This window comes from Streptomyces sp. NPDC020996, from assembly GCF_040641355.1.
Classification (GTDB): Bacteria; Actinomycetota; Actinomycetes; order Streptomycetales; family Streptomycetaceae; genus Streptomyces.
This window is the reverse complement of the sequence record NZ_JBFADM010000001.1, coordinates 215,889-229,309: the sequence shown is the minus strand read 5'-3', so window position 1 is coordinate 229,309 and position 13,421 is coordinate 215,889. Positions and strand designations below refer to the sequence as shown.

The 13,421-nt window shown below is 71.3% G+C and carries 11 protein-coding genes; 6 read left to right on the top strand and 5 right to left on the bottom strand.

Annotated elements, in window-relative coordinates; translation table 11 throughout:
- The first annotated feature begins 12 nt into the window (after nucleotides 1-12).
- From AB0G63_RS00905 to AB0G63_RS00885, 5 genes are all read left to right on the top strand, one after another.
- Nucleotides 13-828, top strand: a complete 816-nt coding sequence (locus tag AB0G63_RS00905) for a methyltransferase domain-containing protein (protein WP_360742093.1) — start codon at nucleotides 13-15, stop codon at nucleotides 826-828.
- A 973-nt stretch (nucleotides 829-1,801) separates the two neighbouring features.
- A complete protein-coding gene (locus AB0G63_RS00900; RefSeq protein WP_360742090.1) occupies nucleotides 1,802-2,575 on the top strand; it encodes an isoprenyl transferase in 774 nt (257 codons plus the stop codon).
- A gap of 453 nt (nucleotides 2,576-3,028) precedes the next feature.
- The gene (locus AB0G63_RS00895; protein WP_360742087.1) at nucleotides 3,029-4,354 is read left to right on the top strand and encodes a PhoH family protein; all 1,326 of its coding nucleotides are present in this window, start codon (nucleotides 3,029-3,031) and stop codon (nucleotides 4,352-4,354) included.
- Between the two features lie 500 nt (nucleotides 4,355-4,854).
- Nucleotides 4,855-5,565 carry a transglycosylase SLT domain-containing protein gene (locus AB0G63_RS00890; RefSeq protein WP_360742084.1) on the top strand — a complete coding sequence of 237 codons (711 nt, stop codon included), beginning with the start codon at nucleotides 4,855-4,857 and terminating at the stop codon, nucleotides 5,563-5,565.
- A gap of 148 nt (nucleotides 5,566-5,713) precedes the next feature.
- Nucleotides 5,714-7,066 (top strand): AI-2E family transporter, encoded by a 1,353-nt coding sequence (locus AB0G63_RS00885; protein WP_360742081.1) that lies wholly within the window; start codon nucleotides 5,714-5,716, stop codon nucleotides 7,064-7,066.
- Nucleotides 7,067-7,099: 33 nt separating this feature from the next.
- On the opposite strand, the gene AB0G63_RS00880 is transcribed toward AB0G63_RS00885, so the two are convergent.
- The gene (locus tag AB0G63_RS00880) at nucleotides 7,100-7,639 is read right to left on the bottom strand and encodes an alkyl hydroperoxide reductase (protein ID WP_360742078.1); all 540 of its coding nucleotides are present in this window, start codon (nucleotides 7,637-7,639) and stop codon (nucleotides 7,100-7,102) included.
- 6 nt (nucleotides 7,640-7,645) lie between these two features.
- The gene (locus tag AB0G63_RS00875; RefSeq protein WP_360742075.1) at nucleotides 7,646-8,200 is read right to left on the bottom strand and encodes a peroxiredoxin; all 555 of its coding nucleotides are present in this window, start codon (nucleotides 8,198-8,200) and stop codon (nucleotides 7,646-7,648) included.
- Between the two features lie 133 nt (nucleotides 8,201-8,333).
- Between AB0G63_RS00875 and AB0G63_RS00870 the strand changes: the two genes are divergently transcribed.
- Nucleotides 8,334-9,338, top strand: coding sequence for a LysR substrate-binding domain-containing protein (locus AB0G63_RS00870; RefSeq protein WP_360742072.1), 1,005 nt, complete (start codon nucleotides 8,334-8,336; stop codon nucleotides 9,336-9,338).
- A gap of 195 nt (nucleotides 9,339-9,533) precedes the next feature.
- Here the strand turns inward: AB0G63_RS00870 and AB0G63_RS00865 are convergent, their stop codons facing one another.
- Genes AB0G63_RS00865 through AB0G63_RS00855 form a run of 3 tightly spaced genes read right to left on the bottom strand, consistent with a single transcriptional unit; the run spans nucleotide 9,534 to nucleotide 13,098 of the window.
- On the bottom strand, nucleotides 9,534-11,870 hold the full coding sequence (locus AB0G63_RS00865; protein ID WP_360742069.1) for an FtsX-like permease family protein: 2,337 nt from the start codon (nucleotides 11,868-11,870) through the stop codon (nucleotides 9,534-9,536).
- Nucleotides 11,867-12,577: an ABC transporter ATP-binding protein gene (locus AB0G63_RS00860; protein ID WP_360742066.1), complete on the bottom strand. Its 711-nt coding sequence runs from the start codon at nucleotides 12,575-12,577 to the stop codon at nucleotides 11,867-11,869. The genes AB0G63_RS00865 and AB0G63_RS00860 overlap by 4 nt, the downstream gene beginning before the upstream one ends.
- A complete protein-coding gene (locus AB0G63_RS00855) occupies nucleotides 12,574-13,098 on the bottom strand; it encodes a PadR family transcriptional regulator (protein ID WP_360742064.1) in 525 nt (174 codons plus the stop codon). The genes AB0G63_RS00860 and AB0G63_RS00855 overlap by 4 nt, the downstream gene beginning before the upstream one ends.
- Between the last annotated feature and the right edge of the window lie 323 nt (nucleotides 13,099-13,421).

Sequence of the window (13,421 nt, the reverse complement as noted above, 5' to 3'; positions counted from 1 at the left end):
GACGATCGCCTCATGGCCGCCGACGACAGTTCCAGCACCTTCGCCGCTTCCCGTGCCTTCGACGACCTCGTGGCCGAGGGCGCCTCCGTGCCCACGGAGGGCTGGGACTTCTCCTGGTTCGAGGGGCGGGCCACTGAGGAGCGGCCCTCCTGGGGGTACGCCGTGTCGCTGGCCGGGCGGCTCGCGCGGGCCACCGCCGCGCTGGACGTGCAGACCGGGGGAGGGGAAGTGCTGGACTTCGCCCTCGGCCGGGCCGGGAGAACGCCGGTGCTCACGGCCGCCACCGAAGGGTGGCCGCCGAACGTGGCGAAGGCCGCCGCCCGGCTCCGGCCGCGCGGCACCGTGGTCGTCGCCGTACCCGAGGACGCGCCGCTGCCCTTCGCGGACGGCGCTTTCGACCTCGTCAGCAGCCGTCACCCGGTGACGCCGCACTGGGCGGAGATCGCCCGGGTCCTGGAGCCCGGCGGCAGCTACTTCGCCCAGCACGTGGGTCCTGGCAGTGCCGTCGAACTCGTCGAGTACTTCCTCGGGCCCCAGCCGGACGCCTCCCGCAACGCCCGCCACCCCGACCGCGAGCGCGCCGGGGCCGAGGCCGCCGGACTGGAGGTCGTCGATCTGCGTGCCGAGCGGCTGCGCATGGAGTTCCACGACATCGCCGCCGTCGTCCACTTCCTGCGCAAGGTGATCTGGATGGTCCCCGGTTTCACCGTCGAGGCGTACGCACCGCGGCTCCGCACCCTGCACCGGCGAATCGAGTCCGACGGTCCCTTCGTAGCCCACAGCACCCGGCACCTCATCGAGGCCCGGAAGCCACTGGGCCGGGGCTGAGGCCGCGGGGCGAGGGACCGTCAGGAGAATCGGGCATTACGGGCATAATGTGCCCGTAGTTTCGCAGGCTACGCGCATTGATCGCATTGTTATCGACGGCGACTCGCCTCCGCCCCCGTTCTTCGCGTAAGTTCAGACCAAGGTAATTCGCGTCAGCAAAGCTGCGCGGGCGGCACCGCGCAGTGGAGGGGGCTGCGCGGTGCCGCGTCACTCGGCCGGCGTCTTGGGGCGACGGGGCGCGAGCGGACGTTCACCCGCCGGAGGGACGCCGGGACAAGTCGTCGTACGGCGCCCGGAGTGCGGCAAAACCGGGGATCCCGCCCGCGTCTCCCGTCGATTCCGCCGCATCTGCCCTGGTGAGCGGCCTGGGTGAGGGTGGTCCGCTGCCCCGCTGTGATCCATCGCGTGGGCATCGCGGCGTCGCCGCGCGAATTCGGAGAGTAATTGTGGGCCGCCGATGCACGCAGGAGCACTTACGAAGGGTTATGGTGGAAGCCCCCCCTCGGGCCGGTCCGTCTCCCCCCCACGGACCGGCCCGTTTTTTGTGCCCCGACCGACGGCGGCGAGCGCCCGTTCGTCCCGGACTCCGCCGCGCGGCGGCACGGACTCCGCCGCGCGGCGGCACGGACCCCGGCGCGCGGCGGCGCACGCCCCCTCCCAGCCGGGAGACGCAGCCCCTCCCGGCCGGGAGGCGCAGGTGGGGGCGGGCGGCGCCCCCACCCCACTGGCTCGCCGAAAAACCCCGGCAGCCCCCGCAGCCCCCCGCAGCCCCGCGTACGCGCCCAACAAGCCGTGTCCCATGGGCCCTCCGGCCCCGCACCCGTTGGCGGAGACTCGGCGCGGCGGGGGTAGGCTTCGCCTCCGGGGACCGCCCTGCGGAGCCCCCGGACCGCCAGCGGACAGGGCCCGCCCTCGGCCGAGCGCCGAGCCCGGGCCGTGCCTGTCCGATCAGTACGGAGGGGCTGACAATCACGTGAACCTGCGCGACAAGCTGCGCGGCCTGCTGGTCAGGGTCTACGCACGCCGGGTGGAAGGCCACCTGGACCACGCCCAGGTGCCCAAGCACATCGGCGTCATCATGGACGGCAACCGGCGCTGGGCGAAGGCCGCGGGTTCCACCACCGCTCAGGGTCACCAGGCCGGCGCCGACAAGATCGAGGAGTTCCTCGGCTGGTGCGCCGAGACGGACGTCGAGGTCGTCACCCTCTGGCTGTTCTCCACCGACAACTTCGGCCGGCCGCAGGAGGAACTCGTCCCCCTCCTCGGCATCATCGAGGACACCGTCCGCTCCCTCGCCGCCGACGGCCGCTGGCGTGTGCACCACGTCGGCGCGCTGGACCTGCTGCCGTCGGGGATGCAGCGCACCCTGAAGGAGGCCGAGGAGGCCACCGCGAACGTCGACGGGATACTGGTCAACGTCGCCATCGGCTACGGCGGCCGCCAGGAGATCGCCGACGCCGTGCGCTCGATGCTCCTCAACGCGGCGGAGCAGGGCACCCCGATGGAGGAACTCGCCGAGGCCGTCGACATCGACATGATCGGCCGCCACCTCTACACCCGCGCCCAGCCCGACCCGGACCTCGTGATCCGCACCAGCGGCGAGCAGCGGTTGTCCGGATTCATGCTGTGGCAGACCGCCCATTCGGAGTACTACTTCTGCGAAGTCTTCTGGCCGGCCTTCCGCAAGGTCGACTTCCTGCGCGCCCTGCGCGACTACGCGATGCGCCACCGCCGTTACGGCGGCTGACCCACCGGCTCACCACCGGCTCACCACGGGCCCACCACCGGCTCACCACGGGCCCACCACGGGTTTCCCGCGGGGTTTCCCGCGCGCTCCCGACGGGCTCCCTACGCGCTCCCGACAGGCTCCCCCAAGCGCTCCCCGGGGGAGCCCCGTAGTGCCGTTCCTGGGGCGGAAGTAACGAGGAGTTCACCAGGGCGCCGTGGCGCGCCGTGGCATGGCGGCGTGAAATCGAGGGCATAAGGCAAGCAGGTCGACGCCCGAACCACGGGTGTCGGATCTCAGCGGACGGCACGGGGCCGTCCGCCCGGGAGGCCCTTTGCACCAGCCCGATCGTGCGGTCACAGCACTGACGCAGCGGCGGAGGGCCGGTTCTCGGCCCGTTGTGCAACGCGGCCGTCGACCGGTCCAGCTCCTTCTCGTCGCTCCCCGACCTCATCCGAGGGGGTACGTCCTTCCGTGGTGACCAGCACAAAGCGCCACAAGCCCGACCGGCGCACCTATGTTCTCGACACCAGCGTCCTGCTGGCCGACCCGAACGCCCTGACCCGCTTCGACGAGCACGAGGTCGTGCTCCCCATCGTGGTGGTCACGGAGCTGGAGGCGAAGCGGCACCATCCCGAACTCGGCTACTTCGCCCGGCAGGCCCTGCGTCTGCTCGACGACTACCGGGTCAGGTACGGCCGCCTCGACGCCCCCATACCGATCGGGGAACTCGGCGGGACCGTGCGTGTCGAGCTCAACCACTCGGACCCCAGCGTGCTGCCCAGCGGCTACCGCCTGGGGGACAACGACTCCCGCATCCTCGCGGTCGCCCGCAACCTGCAGGCCGAGGGGTTCGACGTCACCGTCGTGTCGAAGGACCTGCCCCTGAGGATCAAGGCGTCGTCGGTGGGGCTCCTCGCGGAGGAGTACCGGGCCGAACTCGCCATCACCGACTCCTCCGGCTGGACCGGGATGTCCGAACTGACGCTGCCCGGCGACCAGGTGGACATCCTCTTCGAGGAGGGGCACGTCTACGTCCCCGAGGCCGCCGACCTCCCGGTGCACACGGGCCTGACGATCCAGTCGGAGCGCGGCAAGGCCCTGGGCCGCGTCGCACCCGACGGCAACGTCCGCCTCGTGCGCGGCGACCGCGAGGCGTTCGGCATCAAGGGCCGCAGCGCCGAACAGCGCATCGCGCTGGACCTGCTGCTCGACCCGGACGTCGGGATCGTGTCGATGGGCGGCCGGGCCGGCACCGGCAAGTCGGCGCTCGCGCTGTGCGCCGGCCTGGAGGCCGTGCTGGAGCGGCGCCAGCACCAGAAGGTGATGGTCTTCCGTCCGCTGTACGCGGTGGGCGGTCAGGAGCTGGGCTATCTGCCCGGCACCGAGGCCGAGAAGATGAGCCCCTGGGCGCAGGCGGTCTTCGACACGCTCTCGGCGGTCACCAGCCGCGAGGTCATAGAAGAGGTCACCGCGCGCGGGATGCTGGAGGTCCTCCCGCTCACCCACATCCGCGGACGCTCCCTGCACGACGCGTTCGTGATCGTGGACGAGGCCCAGTCGCTGGAGCGGAACGTTCTGCTGACCGTGCTGTCCCGCATCGGCGCCAACTCGCGGGTCGTGCTGACCCACGACGTGGCGCAGCGCGACAACCTGCGGGTGGGCCGCTACGACGGTGTGGTCGCCGTCGTGGAGAAGCTGAAGGGGCATCCGCTGTTCGCGCACGTCACGCTGACCCGGTCCGAGAGGTCCCAGATCGCGGCCCTTGTGACCGAAATGCTCGAGGAAGGGCAGATCTGACAAGTCTGTCAGATCTGACAGATCTGACAGGTGACAGGTCTGGCAGGTCTGACGGATCTGATGATCGATAACCCGTAAGGGGTAATTGCACGTCAGTCGGCGCCGCCCGGCAAAGGCCGAAAGCCTAGCCGGGCGGCGTCTTCGTGTGTGGCGGTTCCTTGAAATACCCAGGGTGAAAACGGATGTGAGCTTTCACACGCAACGCGGAATTGCCACCCGGCGTCCGCTTGCGGCAGAGTCTCACTCCTGTCAGGCCCCGCATACGACACACCTGTATCTGTACCCCCTGTGGGTGCCCCCAGCCCCTTCGGGCGCCGGGGGAGGTACGGCACAACCGAAGCACCACCGCCAACTCCATAGCGTCGTCGTATGCCGCCCGAGCACCACGCGGCGCTCCCCTCGCGGGAGTTGCCCACCGGGCCCGTGCCTCCCGTGACCCCGCAGTTGGGAGGCCAGCGTCAGGGGCACGATTGCGTCCGCCAGGGTCACCGAAGCGGGCGATGCTGGAAGGAAACCGTGTGAGCCGGATCTCGGTCCGGGGATTCGCAGTGGCCTCGGCCACCGCGGTCACCGCTGTCGGAAGCGTCGTCGGCGTTGCCTCGGGCAGCACCGCTCAGACCAACGACGCAGAGGCGGCAGCAGACGCCACGCTTCTCGCGGACATCCCGGCGGGCCAGCAGGCCCAGGTGCAGACCGCGTCCCTGACGCAGCAGGCCGACGCGCAGGCCATCGCCGCCGACGCCACCGCCAAGAAGGACGCCGAGGAGGCCGCCCGCAAGGCAGCCGCCGAGACCGCGATCGCGAAGAAGGAAGCCGCGCAGAAGGCGGCCAAGGAGGCCAAGGAGCGCGCCGAGGCGAAGGCGGCGGCCAGCCGCGACGCCACCCGCGACGCCTCCACCTTCTCCGTCCAGAGCTCCTACTCCGTCGCCGAGATCCAGGCGATGGCGCGGCAGATGGTGCCGAGCGGCCAGTTCCAGTGCTTCAGCAACATCGTGAACCACGAGTCCAGCTGGAACTACCACGCGGTCAACGCGTCCTCCGGCGCCTACGGCCTCTTCCAGGCCCTGCCGGCCTCCAAGTACTCGTCCGCCGGCGCCGACTGGCAGACCAACCCGGCCACCCAGATCAAGTGGGGCCTGAACTACATGAACAGCCGGTACGGCAGCCCGTGTGACGCGTGGTCGTTCTGGCAGGCCAACCACTGGTACTGAGCCGCCGAGGCCCGCGGCCTCGTCTCTCAACCTCGCGCAGCCCCTCCCCGTCCTAGGGGGAGGGGCTTTCGCCCTGTACGGTCGGACACGGCGGCTCCAGGGGCTCCAGGGGGGAGTGATGGGGACAGACGGGGGAAGAGGACGGATCATGTCGCGAGTGCCAGGGTGGCTCGGCCGGCTCGGTGCCGGACTGACCGAGGTGAGTGAGCGGCTCGACGAGCGTCGTGCCGAGGTGGCGCGGGAGTCGGCCGAGGAGGAACAGGCGCCCGCCGAGGACCAGATCCCGCTCCCCGACCACGTGACCGTCGTCGCGGCCCGTCCCGATCCCGCGCAGGCCGTCCCGTGGGGGGTGCGCGTCGCCGCCGAGGCCGGCTGGCGGCTGCTGGTGCTGGCCGGCACGGTGTGGGTGCTGATGCGGGTCATCAGCGCCGTTCAGCTCGTGGTGCTGGCCTTCGTGGTCGCGGTGCTCATCACCGCGCTGCTGCAGCCCACGGTGGCCCGCCTGCGGCGGCACGGGGTGCCGCGCGGCCCGGCCACCGCACTGACCGCGATCCTCGGCTTCGTCGTCATGGGTCTGATCGGGTGGTTCGTGACCTGGCAGGTCATGGAGAACATCGACAACCTCGCCAGCCAGATCCAGGACGGCATCGACGAGTTGCGCAAGTGGCTGCTCAACAGCCCCTTCCACGTCACCGACAAACAGGTCAACCAGATAGCCAAGAACCTGCGGGACGCGGTCGGGGCCAACACCGACCAGATCACGTCCGCGGGGCTCGAGGGCGTGACGGTGGTCGTCGAGGCGCTGACGGGCATCCTGCTGGCGTTCTTCTCGACGCTGTTCCTGCTCTACGACGGCGAGAACATCTGGCGCTGGCTGCTCCGGCTGGTGCCGGCGGCGGCCCGGCCGGGCATCGCGGGCGCCGGACCGCGGGCGTGGCGCACGCTGACGGCCTATGTGCGCGGCACGGTGCTCGTGGCACTGATAGACGCCATCTTCATCGGCCTGGGCATCTACTTCCTCGACGTGCCGATGGCCGTCCCGCTGGCCGTGTTCATCTTCCTGTTCTCCTTCATCCCGCTGGTGGGCGCCGTGGCCTCCGGGGCGCTGGCGGTGGTGGTCGCGCTGGTCACCCAGGGCGTGTTCACTGCGGTGATGACGCTCGCGGTCGTGCTGGCGGTGCAGCAGATCGAGGGGCACATCCTCCAGCCGTTCATCCTGGGCCGGGCGGTGCGCGTCCACCCGCTGGCGGTGGTGCTGTCGGTGGCCGCGGGCGGCATGGTGGCCGGCATCGGCGGCGCCGTGGTCGCCGTACCGCTGGTGGCGGTGACGAACACGGTGGTCGGGTACCTGCGGTCGTACGCGCGCGAACAGGCGGTGCTGCGCGCCCAGCAGCGGCAGGCCGCGCCCGCGCCCCAGGAGGCGGCCGTGGCGGCCGGGAAGGCCGCGCTCGCGGCCGGGGACGGCGCCCGGGACGCGGAAGGCCCCGCCCACCAGGGGTGAGCGGGGCCTCGTACGACGGCCGGTCCGCGGCAGTTACGCGAGCTCGGACAGCACCGCTTCGGCGTCCAGGGTCGCGGCGACCGCCTGGACCACCGAGGCGATCTTGAACGCCTCCTGGACGACCTCGCGGCCGATGCCCGCCTTGCGCAGCACCTGCTCGTGCGAGTCGAGGCACGCGCCGCAGCCGTTGACCGCGGACACCGCGAACGACCAGAGCTCGAAGTCGACCTTGTCCACGCCGGGGTTGGCGATGACGTTCATCCGCAGGCCCGCGCGCAGGTTCTCGTACTCGTGGTCCGAGAGCAGGTGACGGGTGCGGTAGAAGACGTTGTTCATCGCCATGACGGCCGCGGCGGACTTGGCGGCGGTGTACGCCTCCGGCGACAGGTTTGCCTTGGCCTCCGGCGCCAGTTCGCGCAGCACGATCGGGGAGCGGGAGGCGATCGCGGTCGCCAGCACCGTGCCCCACAGCTGCTGCGCCGGCAGGTCGGAGTTGCCGATGACCGAGCCCAGGTTGAGCTTGAGGTCCTTGGCGTAGTCCGGTACGGCCGACTTCAGGGAGTCGAGCGACATCTCAGGTCACTCCCCGGCCAGCAGCTTGACCGGGTCGAGCGTCTCGTCGCCCTTGGACCAGTTGCACGGGCACAGCTCGTCGGTCTGCAGGGCGTCCAGGACCCGCAGGACCTCCTTGGGGTTACGGCCGACGGAGCCGGCGGTCACCATGGAGAACTGGATCTCGTTGTTCTGGTCGACGATGAAGACGGCACGCTTGGCGAAGCCCTCCTCGTCCTCGATGCCCAGCGCCCGCATGAGGTCGTGCTTGGAGTCCGCCATCATCGGGAACGGCAGGTCGCGCAGGTCGTCGTGGTCCTTGCGCCAGGCGTGGTGGACGAATTCCGAGTCGCCGGAGAAGCCGAGGACCTGGGCGTCGCGGTCGGCGAACTCGTCGTTCAGCTTGCCGAAGGCGGCGATCTCGGTCGGGCACACGAAGGTGAAGTCCTTGGGCCAGGCGAAGATCACCTTCCACTTGCCCTCGTAGGTCTTGTGGTCGATCTTCTCGAACTCCTTGCCCTTCTCCAGCGAGACGCAGGCGGTCAGTTCGAACTCGGGGAACTTGTCACCGACAGTGAGCACGCGCTCTCCTTGCAGCGAAGAAACGCCGCTTTTGGCAGCGTTTCCCATGGGTTGGACGCTGCTGATGTTGGCACACGGTGCATTGATTGTGGAAATAGCTACACTCGGTCGTGTTGATCGGAGGTGGCTATCAGTGACGGTGAGCAACAAGAGGCGGCAGCCCACGCTGGCCCAGCTGCGCGCCTTCGCGGCGGTCGCCGAGCACCTGCACTTCCGGGACGCGGCCGCCGTCATCGGCATGAGCCAGCCCGCCCTCTCGGGCGCCGTGTCGGCGCTGGAGGACACCCTCGGGGTGACGCTGCTGGAGCGCACCACCCGCAAGGTACTGCTCTCGCCCGCGGGTGAGCGGCTCGCGGTGCGGGCCAGGGCGGTGCTGGACGAGGTCGCGGCGCTGATGCAGGAGGCCGAGGCGGTCCGGGCCCCGTTCACCGGAACCCTGCGGCTCGGCGTGATCCCGACCGTGGCGCCCTACCTGCTGCCCACCGTCCTGAACCTGGTGCACGAACGCTACCCGGACCTCGACCTCCAGGTCCACGAGGAGCAGACCGCCAGCCTCCTGGAGGGCCTGACCGGCGGCCGCCTCGACCTGCTGCTGCTCGCGGTGCCCCTCGGCGTGCCCGGCATCGTCGAACTGCCGCTGTTCGACGAGGACTTCGTGCTCGTCACGCCCTCCGACCACTGGCTCGGCGGCCGTGACGGCATCCCGCGCGAGGCCCTGAAGGATCTCAACCTGCTGCTCCTGGACGAGGGGCACTGCCTGCGCGACCAGGCCCTCGACATCTGCCGCGAAGCCGGCCGCGGAATCAAGGGGGCGGGGCGAAGCCCCTCGGTCGAGGGCGGTGGTGGGCGACGGGAGGGCGCCCCGGTCACCACCACGGCGGCCGGGCTGTCCACCCTCGTGCAGCTCGTGGCCGGCGGTCTAGGCTGCACCCTGTTGCCGCGCACCGCGCTGAAGGTGGAGACCACCCGCAGCAGCCGGCTCCTCACCGCCTACTTCGCCGACCCCGCCCCCACCCGCCGCGTCGCCCTCGCCATGCGCACCGGGGCCGCCCGCGGCGGTGAGTACACCGAACTGGCGGCAGCCCTGCGCGAGGCGCTGCGCCCGCTCCCCGTACGGGTCCTCGGCCCCACCGGGTGAGCCCCGCGCCCGCGGGGGCGAAGGGCTCACCGGGCGGCCGAGGCCGTACGGGAAGCCGCACGGGATGCCGTCGGGAGCCGTACGGGATGCCGTCGGGGCCGCACGGGATGCCGTCGGGAGGCCGCACGGGATGCCGTCGGGAGAACCGGACGGGGAGCCGGACGGGATGCCGTACCGCTGCCGTACCGGCCGGGGCTACTCGGTGCGCAGGCCGTCCGGGCGCATCAGCCTGAGCAGCGGGGGCAGGCTCAGCAGGGTCACCAGCAGGACGACCCCCGCCCCGACGCCGGTCATCGACAGCACCGACGCCCAGTCCACGCGCACCGTCGTGCCCGTCATCCGCAGCAGCACCGTGCCCAGCGTCAGCCCGACCGCGGCTGCCAGCAGCAGCCCCAGGCCGATCGGGACCGCCGTCTGCCACAGCACCGACAGGCCGAGGGTGCGGCGCCGGGTGCCGAAGGCGACGAGGGACGACAGCAGTTTCCGGCGTTCCCGCAACTGCTCCAGCTGCGACACCAGCAGGCTCGCGCCGATCAGTGCCAGCACGCAGGCGGCGCCCACGTTAAGGCCGGTGCGGATGGAGGCGAACCGGTGCGACTGCCGGGCGGCGGTCCACATCATCGGCTCCGTCAGCGGATCGATGGCCGCCGCCGTGTTCCGCACCCGGTCGCGCGCGTCGGGCACGGACTCGTCGATGTCGAGGTAGACCTGCTTGGTCAGGGCCGGCGCGGCCCGGGAGGTCACCGCCTTCGGCGTGGCCAGGAAGCCGTCCCGCTTGTATCCGGTCATGTCCTTGCGTGACGCGGCCGGTTTCAGGGTCGCCGGGAGGCTCCAGGGGATCTCCGCGTTCTTCCCGGTGTCCTGATAGCCCGGGTCGAGGTACACGGTCCCGGAGCCCTTCGCCAGCGCGGCCGTCTGGGTGTCCCCGTCGTCGGCGCCGTGCAGGGCGAAGACGTCCCCGTCGCGGCAGGACGGCAGGTGGGCCAGCTCGCGCAGCGACGCGCAGTCGCCCACCGTCAGTCTTGCGGTGGCGCGTGGATCGCTGCGCCGGTCGCCGACATAGCCCTCGGAGTACACGTACGCCTTGCGCACCCCCCGCGTCCCCCGCAGTTGCGCGGCCGCCCGGTCGAGCGGCACCTCCCGCGGCACCGTCACCTGCATCTGCGCCCGTTTCATGTCGAACCCGGTGTCCTTGGTGTAGTCGCCCTCGATGCCGGCGAACAGCATCTGCAGCGCGATCGCCCCGGCCACCGCCACCGCGATGCCGTTGACCATGCGGGCGGCCGTGCCGCTGCTCAACTGGAGTCGGCGCACTGCCAGTTGCCAGGCCACCCCGCCCGCGCCGAGCCGGGCGACGACCGTCTCGACGATCCACGGCAGCAGCGCGGTGACGCCGACCAGGAGCAGCATGACGCCGCCGATCACCAGGTACTGGTTGAAGTCGCCGTTGTCCCGGCCCTTCCCGACCATCGGGTAGAGCATCGCCAGGCCGGCCAGCGGCAGCAGCAGCCGCCACCACAGCCGCCGGCGCGCGGGCTTCGCCGTACGGACCACGCCCAGCGGCTCGATGACCACCCCGCGCAGCGCGAGCAGCGTGACCAGCACGGCGGCCGCCGGGACCGCGACGGCGACCAGCAGGACCAGCGCGGGGGAGGGGTTGAGATAGCTCGGGAACACGCTGATGCGGAACACCTCTACGGACCCCGCGAGCTGACGTCCGACCAGGAAGAGACCGGCCCCGAGGACCAGCCCGAGCACCGCGCCCCCGAGTGCCTCCCCGGCCGCGATCCGCCGGGTCATCCGGCTGTCGGAGCCGACCAGTCGCAGCGCCGCGAGCCGCCGGTCGCGTCGCTCGCCGCCGAACCGCACGGCCGCCGCGATGAACACCGCGACCGGCATCAGCAGCACCACGAACACGACGAGGATCAACAGGAGCAGCACCGGGTCGGACTGCTCGGGGCTCGGGTGCGGGTCCCCGAACCGGTCGATCCGGGTGATCAGGCCGTTGTCGATCTTCGACTCGAGCCCCTGGCCACCGCGGTAGAAGGCGAGTTCGGCCGGGCCGATCAGACCGCTCTCGCCGATGGTCCCGACGATCTTCTCGTGCAGCCGCTCGCGCAGCAGCTTGCCCTCGCCGGACTCCAGCAGCCGCTTCAGCGCCGGGGAGACGAACATCTCGCCCGCCGCCGGGAACCTCGTGAGCCCCGGCGGCAGCGGCGCCCGGGCCCCCTCGGGCTCGAGCTCCCGGCCCCGGATGTCCTTGTCGCGGAAGGTCGTTTCGAGGTTCGCCACGATCAGGGTGTCGTCCGCCTTCGGCAGCCGATCCTGGTTGTAGGTGATGTCCGTGCGCGCGGTCTCCCGGTCGTGCCGTGCGGCCAGCACGTTCGGCAGCGCGGTCGTCAGCAGCAGCAGCGCGACCCCCAACCCGACGCCGACGGCCGTCAGCAGGGCGCGCGTCCAGCCCTCACGTCCGCCGGCGAAGGCGAAGCGGACCCCCAGGGCCAGATCCCCGGCCCACCGCCGAGCGCTCATACCGCGCGCTCCATGTCCCGGGACCTGCCGTCCCGTACGACGATCTCGCGGTCGGACCAGGCGGCCACCCGCGCCTCGTGCGTGACGAGCACGACGGCGGCGTTCGCCGAGCGGGCGGCGTCGGTGAGCAGCTCCATCACGCGCTCGCCGTTGAGCGAGTCGAGCGCGCCGGTCGGCTCGTCGGCGAACACCACCCGGGGGCCGGTGACCAGCGCCCGGGCGACCGCGACGCGCTGCCCCTGGCCGCCGGAGACCTCGCCGGGGCGCTTCCCGCCGAGGTCGTCGACCTCCAGCCGCCGCATCCAGGACAGCGCGGTCTGCTCGGCCTCCTTGCGCGGGGTGCCGTTCAGGCGCAGCGGCAGGGCGACGTTCTCGACGCAGGTCAGCTCCGGCACGAGCTGCCCGAACTGGAACACGAACCCGAACTCCGAGCGCCGCAGCCGGCTGCGCTCGGCGTCGTTCATCGTCGCCATCTCGCGCCCGTCGTACAGGATCGATCCCGAGTCGGGGGTCACGATCCCGGCGAGGCAGTGCAGCAGCGTCGACTTGCCGGACCCGGACGGGCCCATCACGGCGACGACCTCGCCGGGGTGGATGGAGAAGCCGGCGCCGTCGAGGGCGGCCGTCGGCCCGTAGGCCTTGTGCAGGTCCCGCGCCACCAGCAGGGAGCCGGCCGGCGCGGGCGGGTGAGAGGACGTGGGGTTCATGGGGTCACCGCCTCCGCGAGCCTGTCCAGGCGTGCGGCGGTGAGCTCCAGCCAGCGCAGGTCGGCCTCCAGGTGGAACAGGGCGTGGTCGCAGATGAGCTGGTCGGCCAGGTCGCCCTTGCGTTTGCGTTCGGTCAGGATCCGCATCATGCGCAGGTGCTCGGCCCGCTGGGTGTCGAGGATGTCGGCGGCGTCGCGCCGGGTGAGCAGCGCGAGGACGACCTTGGTGTAGAGGGTCGACTGCAGGTACGGCTCGGGCTTCTCCGGCGTCGCCAGCCACCGCTCGACGTCGGTGACGCCGGCCTCGGTGATCGCGTACCGCTTCCGCTCGGGTCCGTCGCCCGGCTCGATGCCGTCGACTTCGACGAGCCCGTTCTTCAGCAGGCGGGACATCGTCGAGTAGACCTGGCCGTAGTGCAGCGGCCGGTCGTGACCGAACTTCTCGTCGAAGGCCCGCTTGAGGTCGTAACCGTGGCGGGGCCCGGACTCCAGGAGTCCCAGGAGTGTGTGACCGATGGACATGGTCAGCACTATACGCATCGTGTATACGCCGTGTGTATACGGCGCGTGCCCGGACCGCCGCGGCCCGTGCGCCCGCGCAGGTGGCGGCCGATTGTCACGGTTCTGGAACAGAGGCCCGGCCGGTGGCCGCGGTCGGGCGCACCGCCCGGTGCCCGCACTGTCGCGTGCGTCGCACTTTGCCTCCCGGAAGCAACCCTCGGCGCCCGTCGGCCGTCGGCTCTGTTGGGGCGGGTGCTGATTCTCACGCCCGCGGAACGCCGGATCGGCGGGCCTTTGCCGCATCTCACGGTGTTAGCTTTCTGAGCTGACCTGTGCGGCGAACC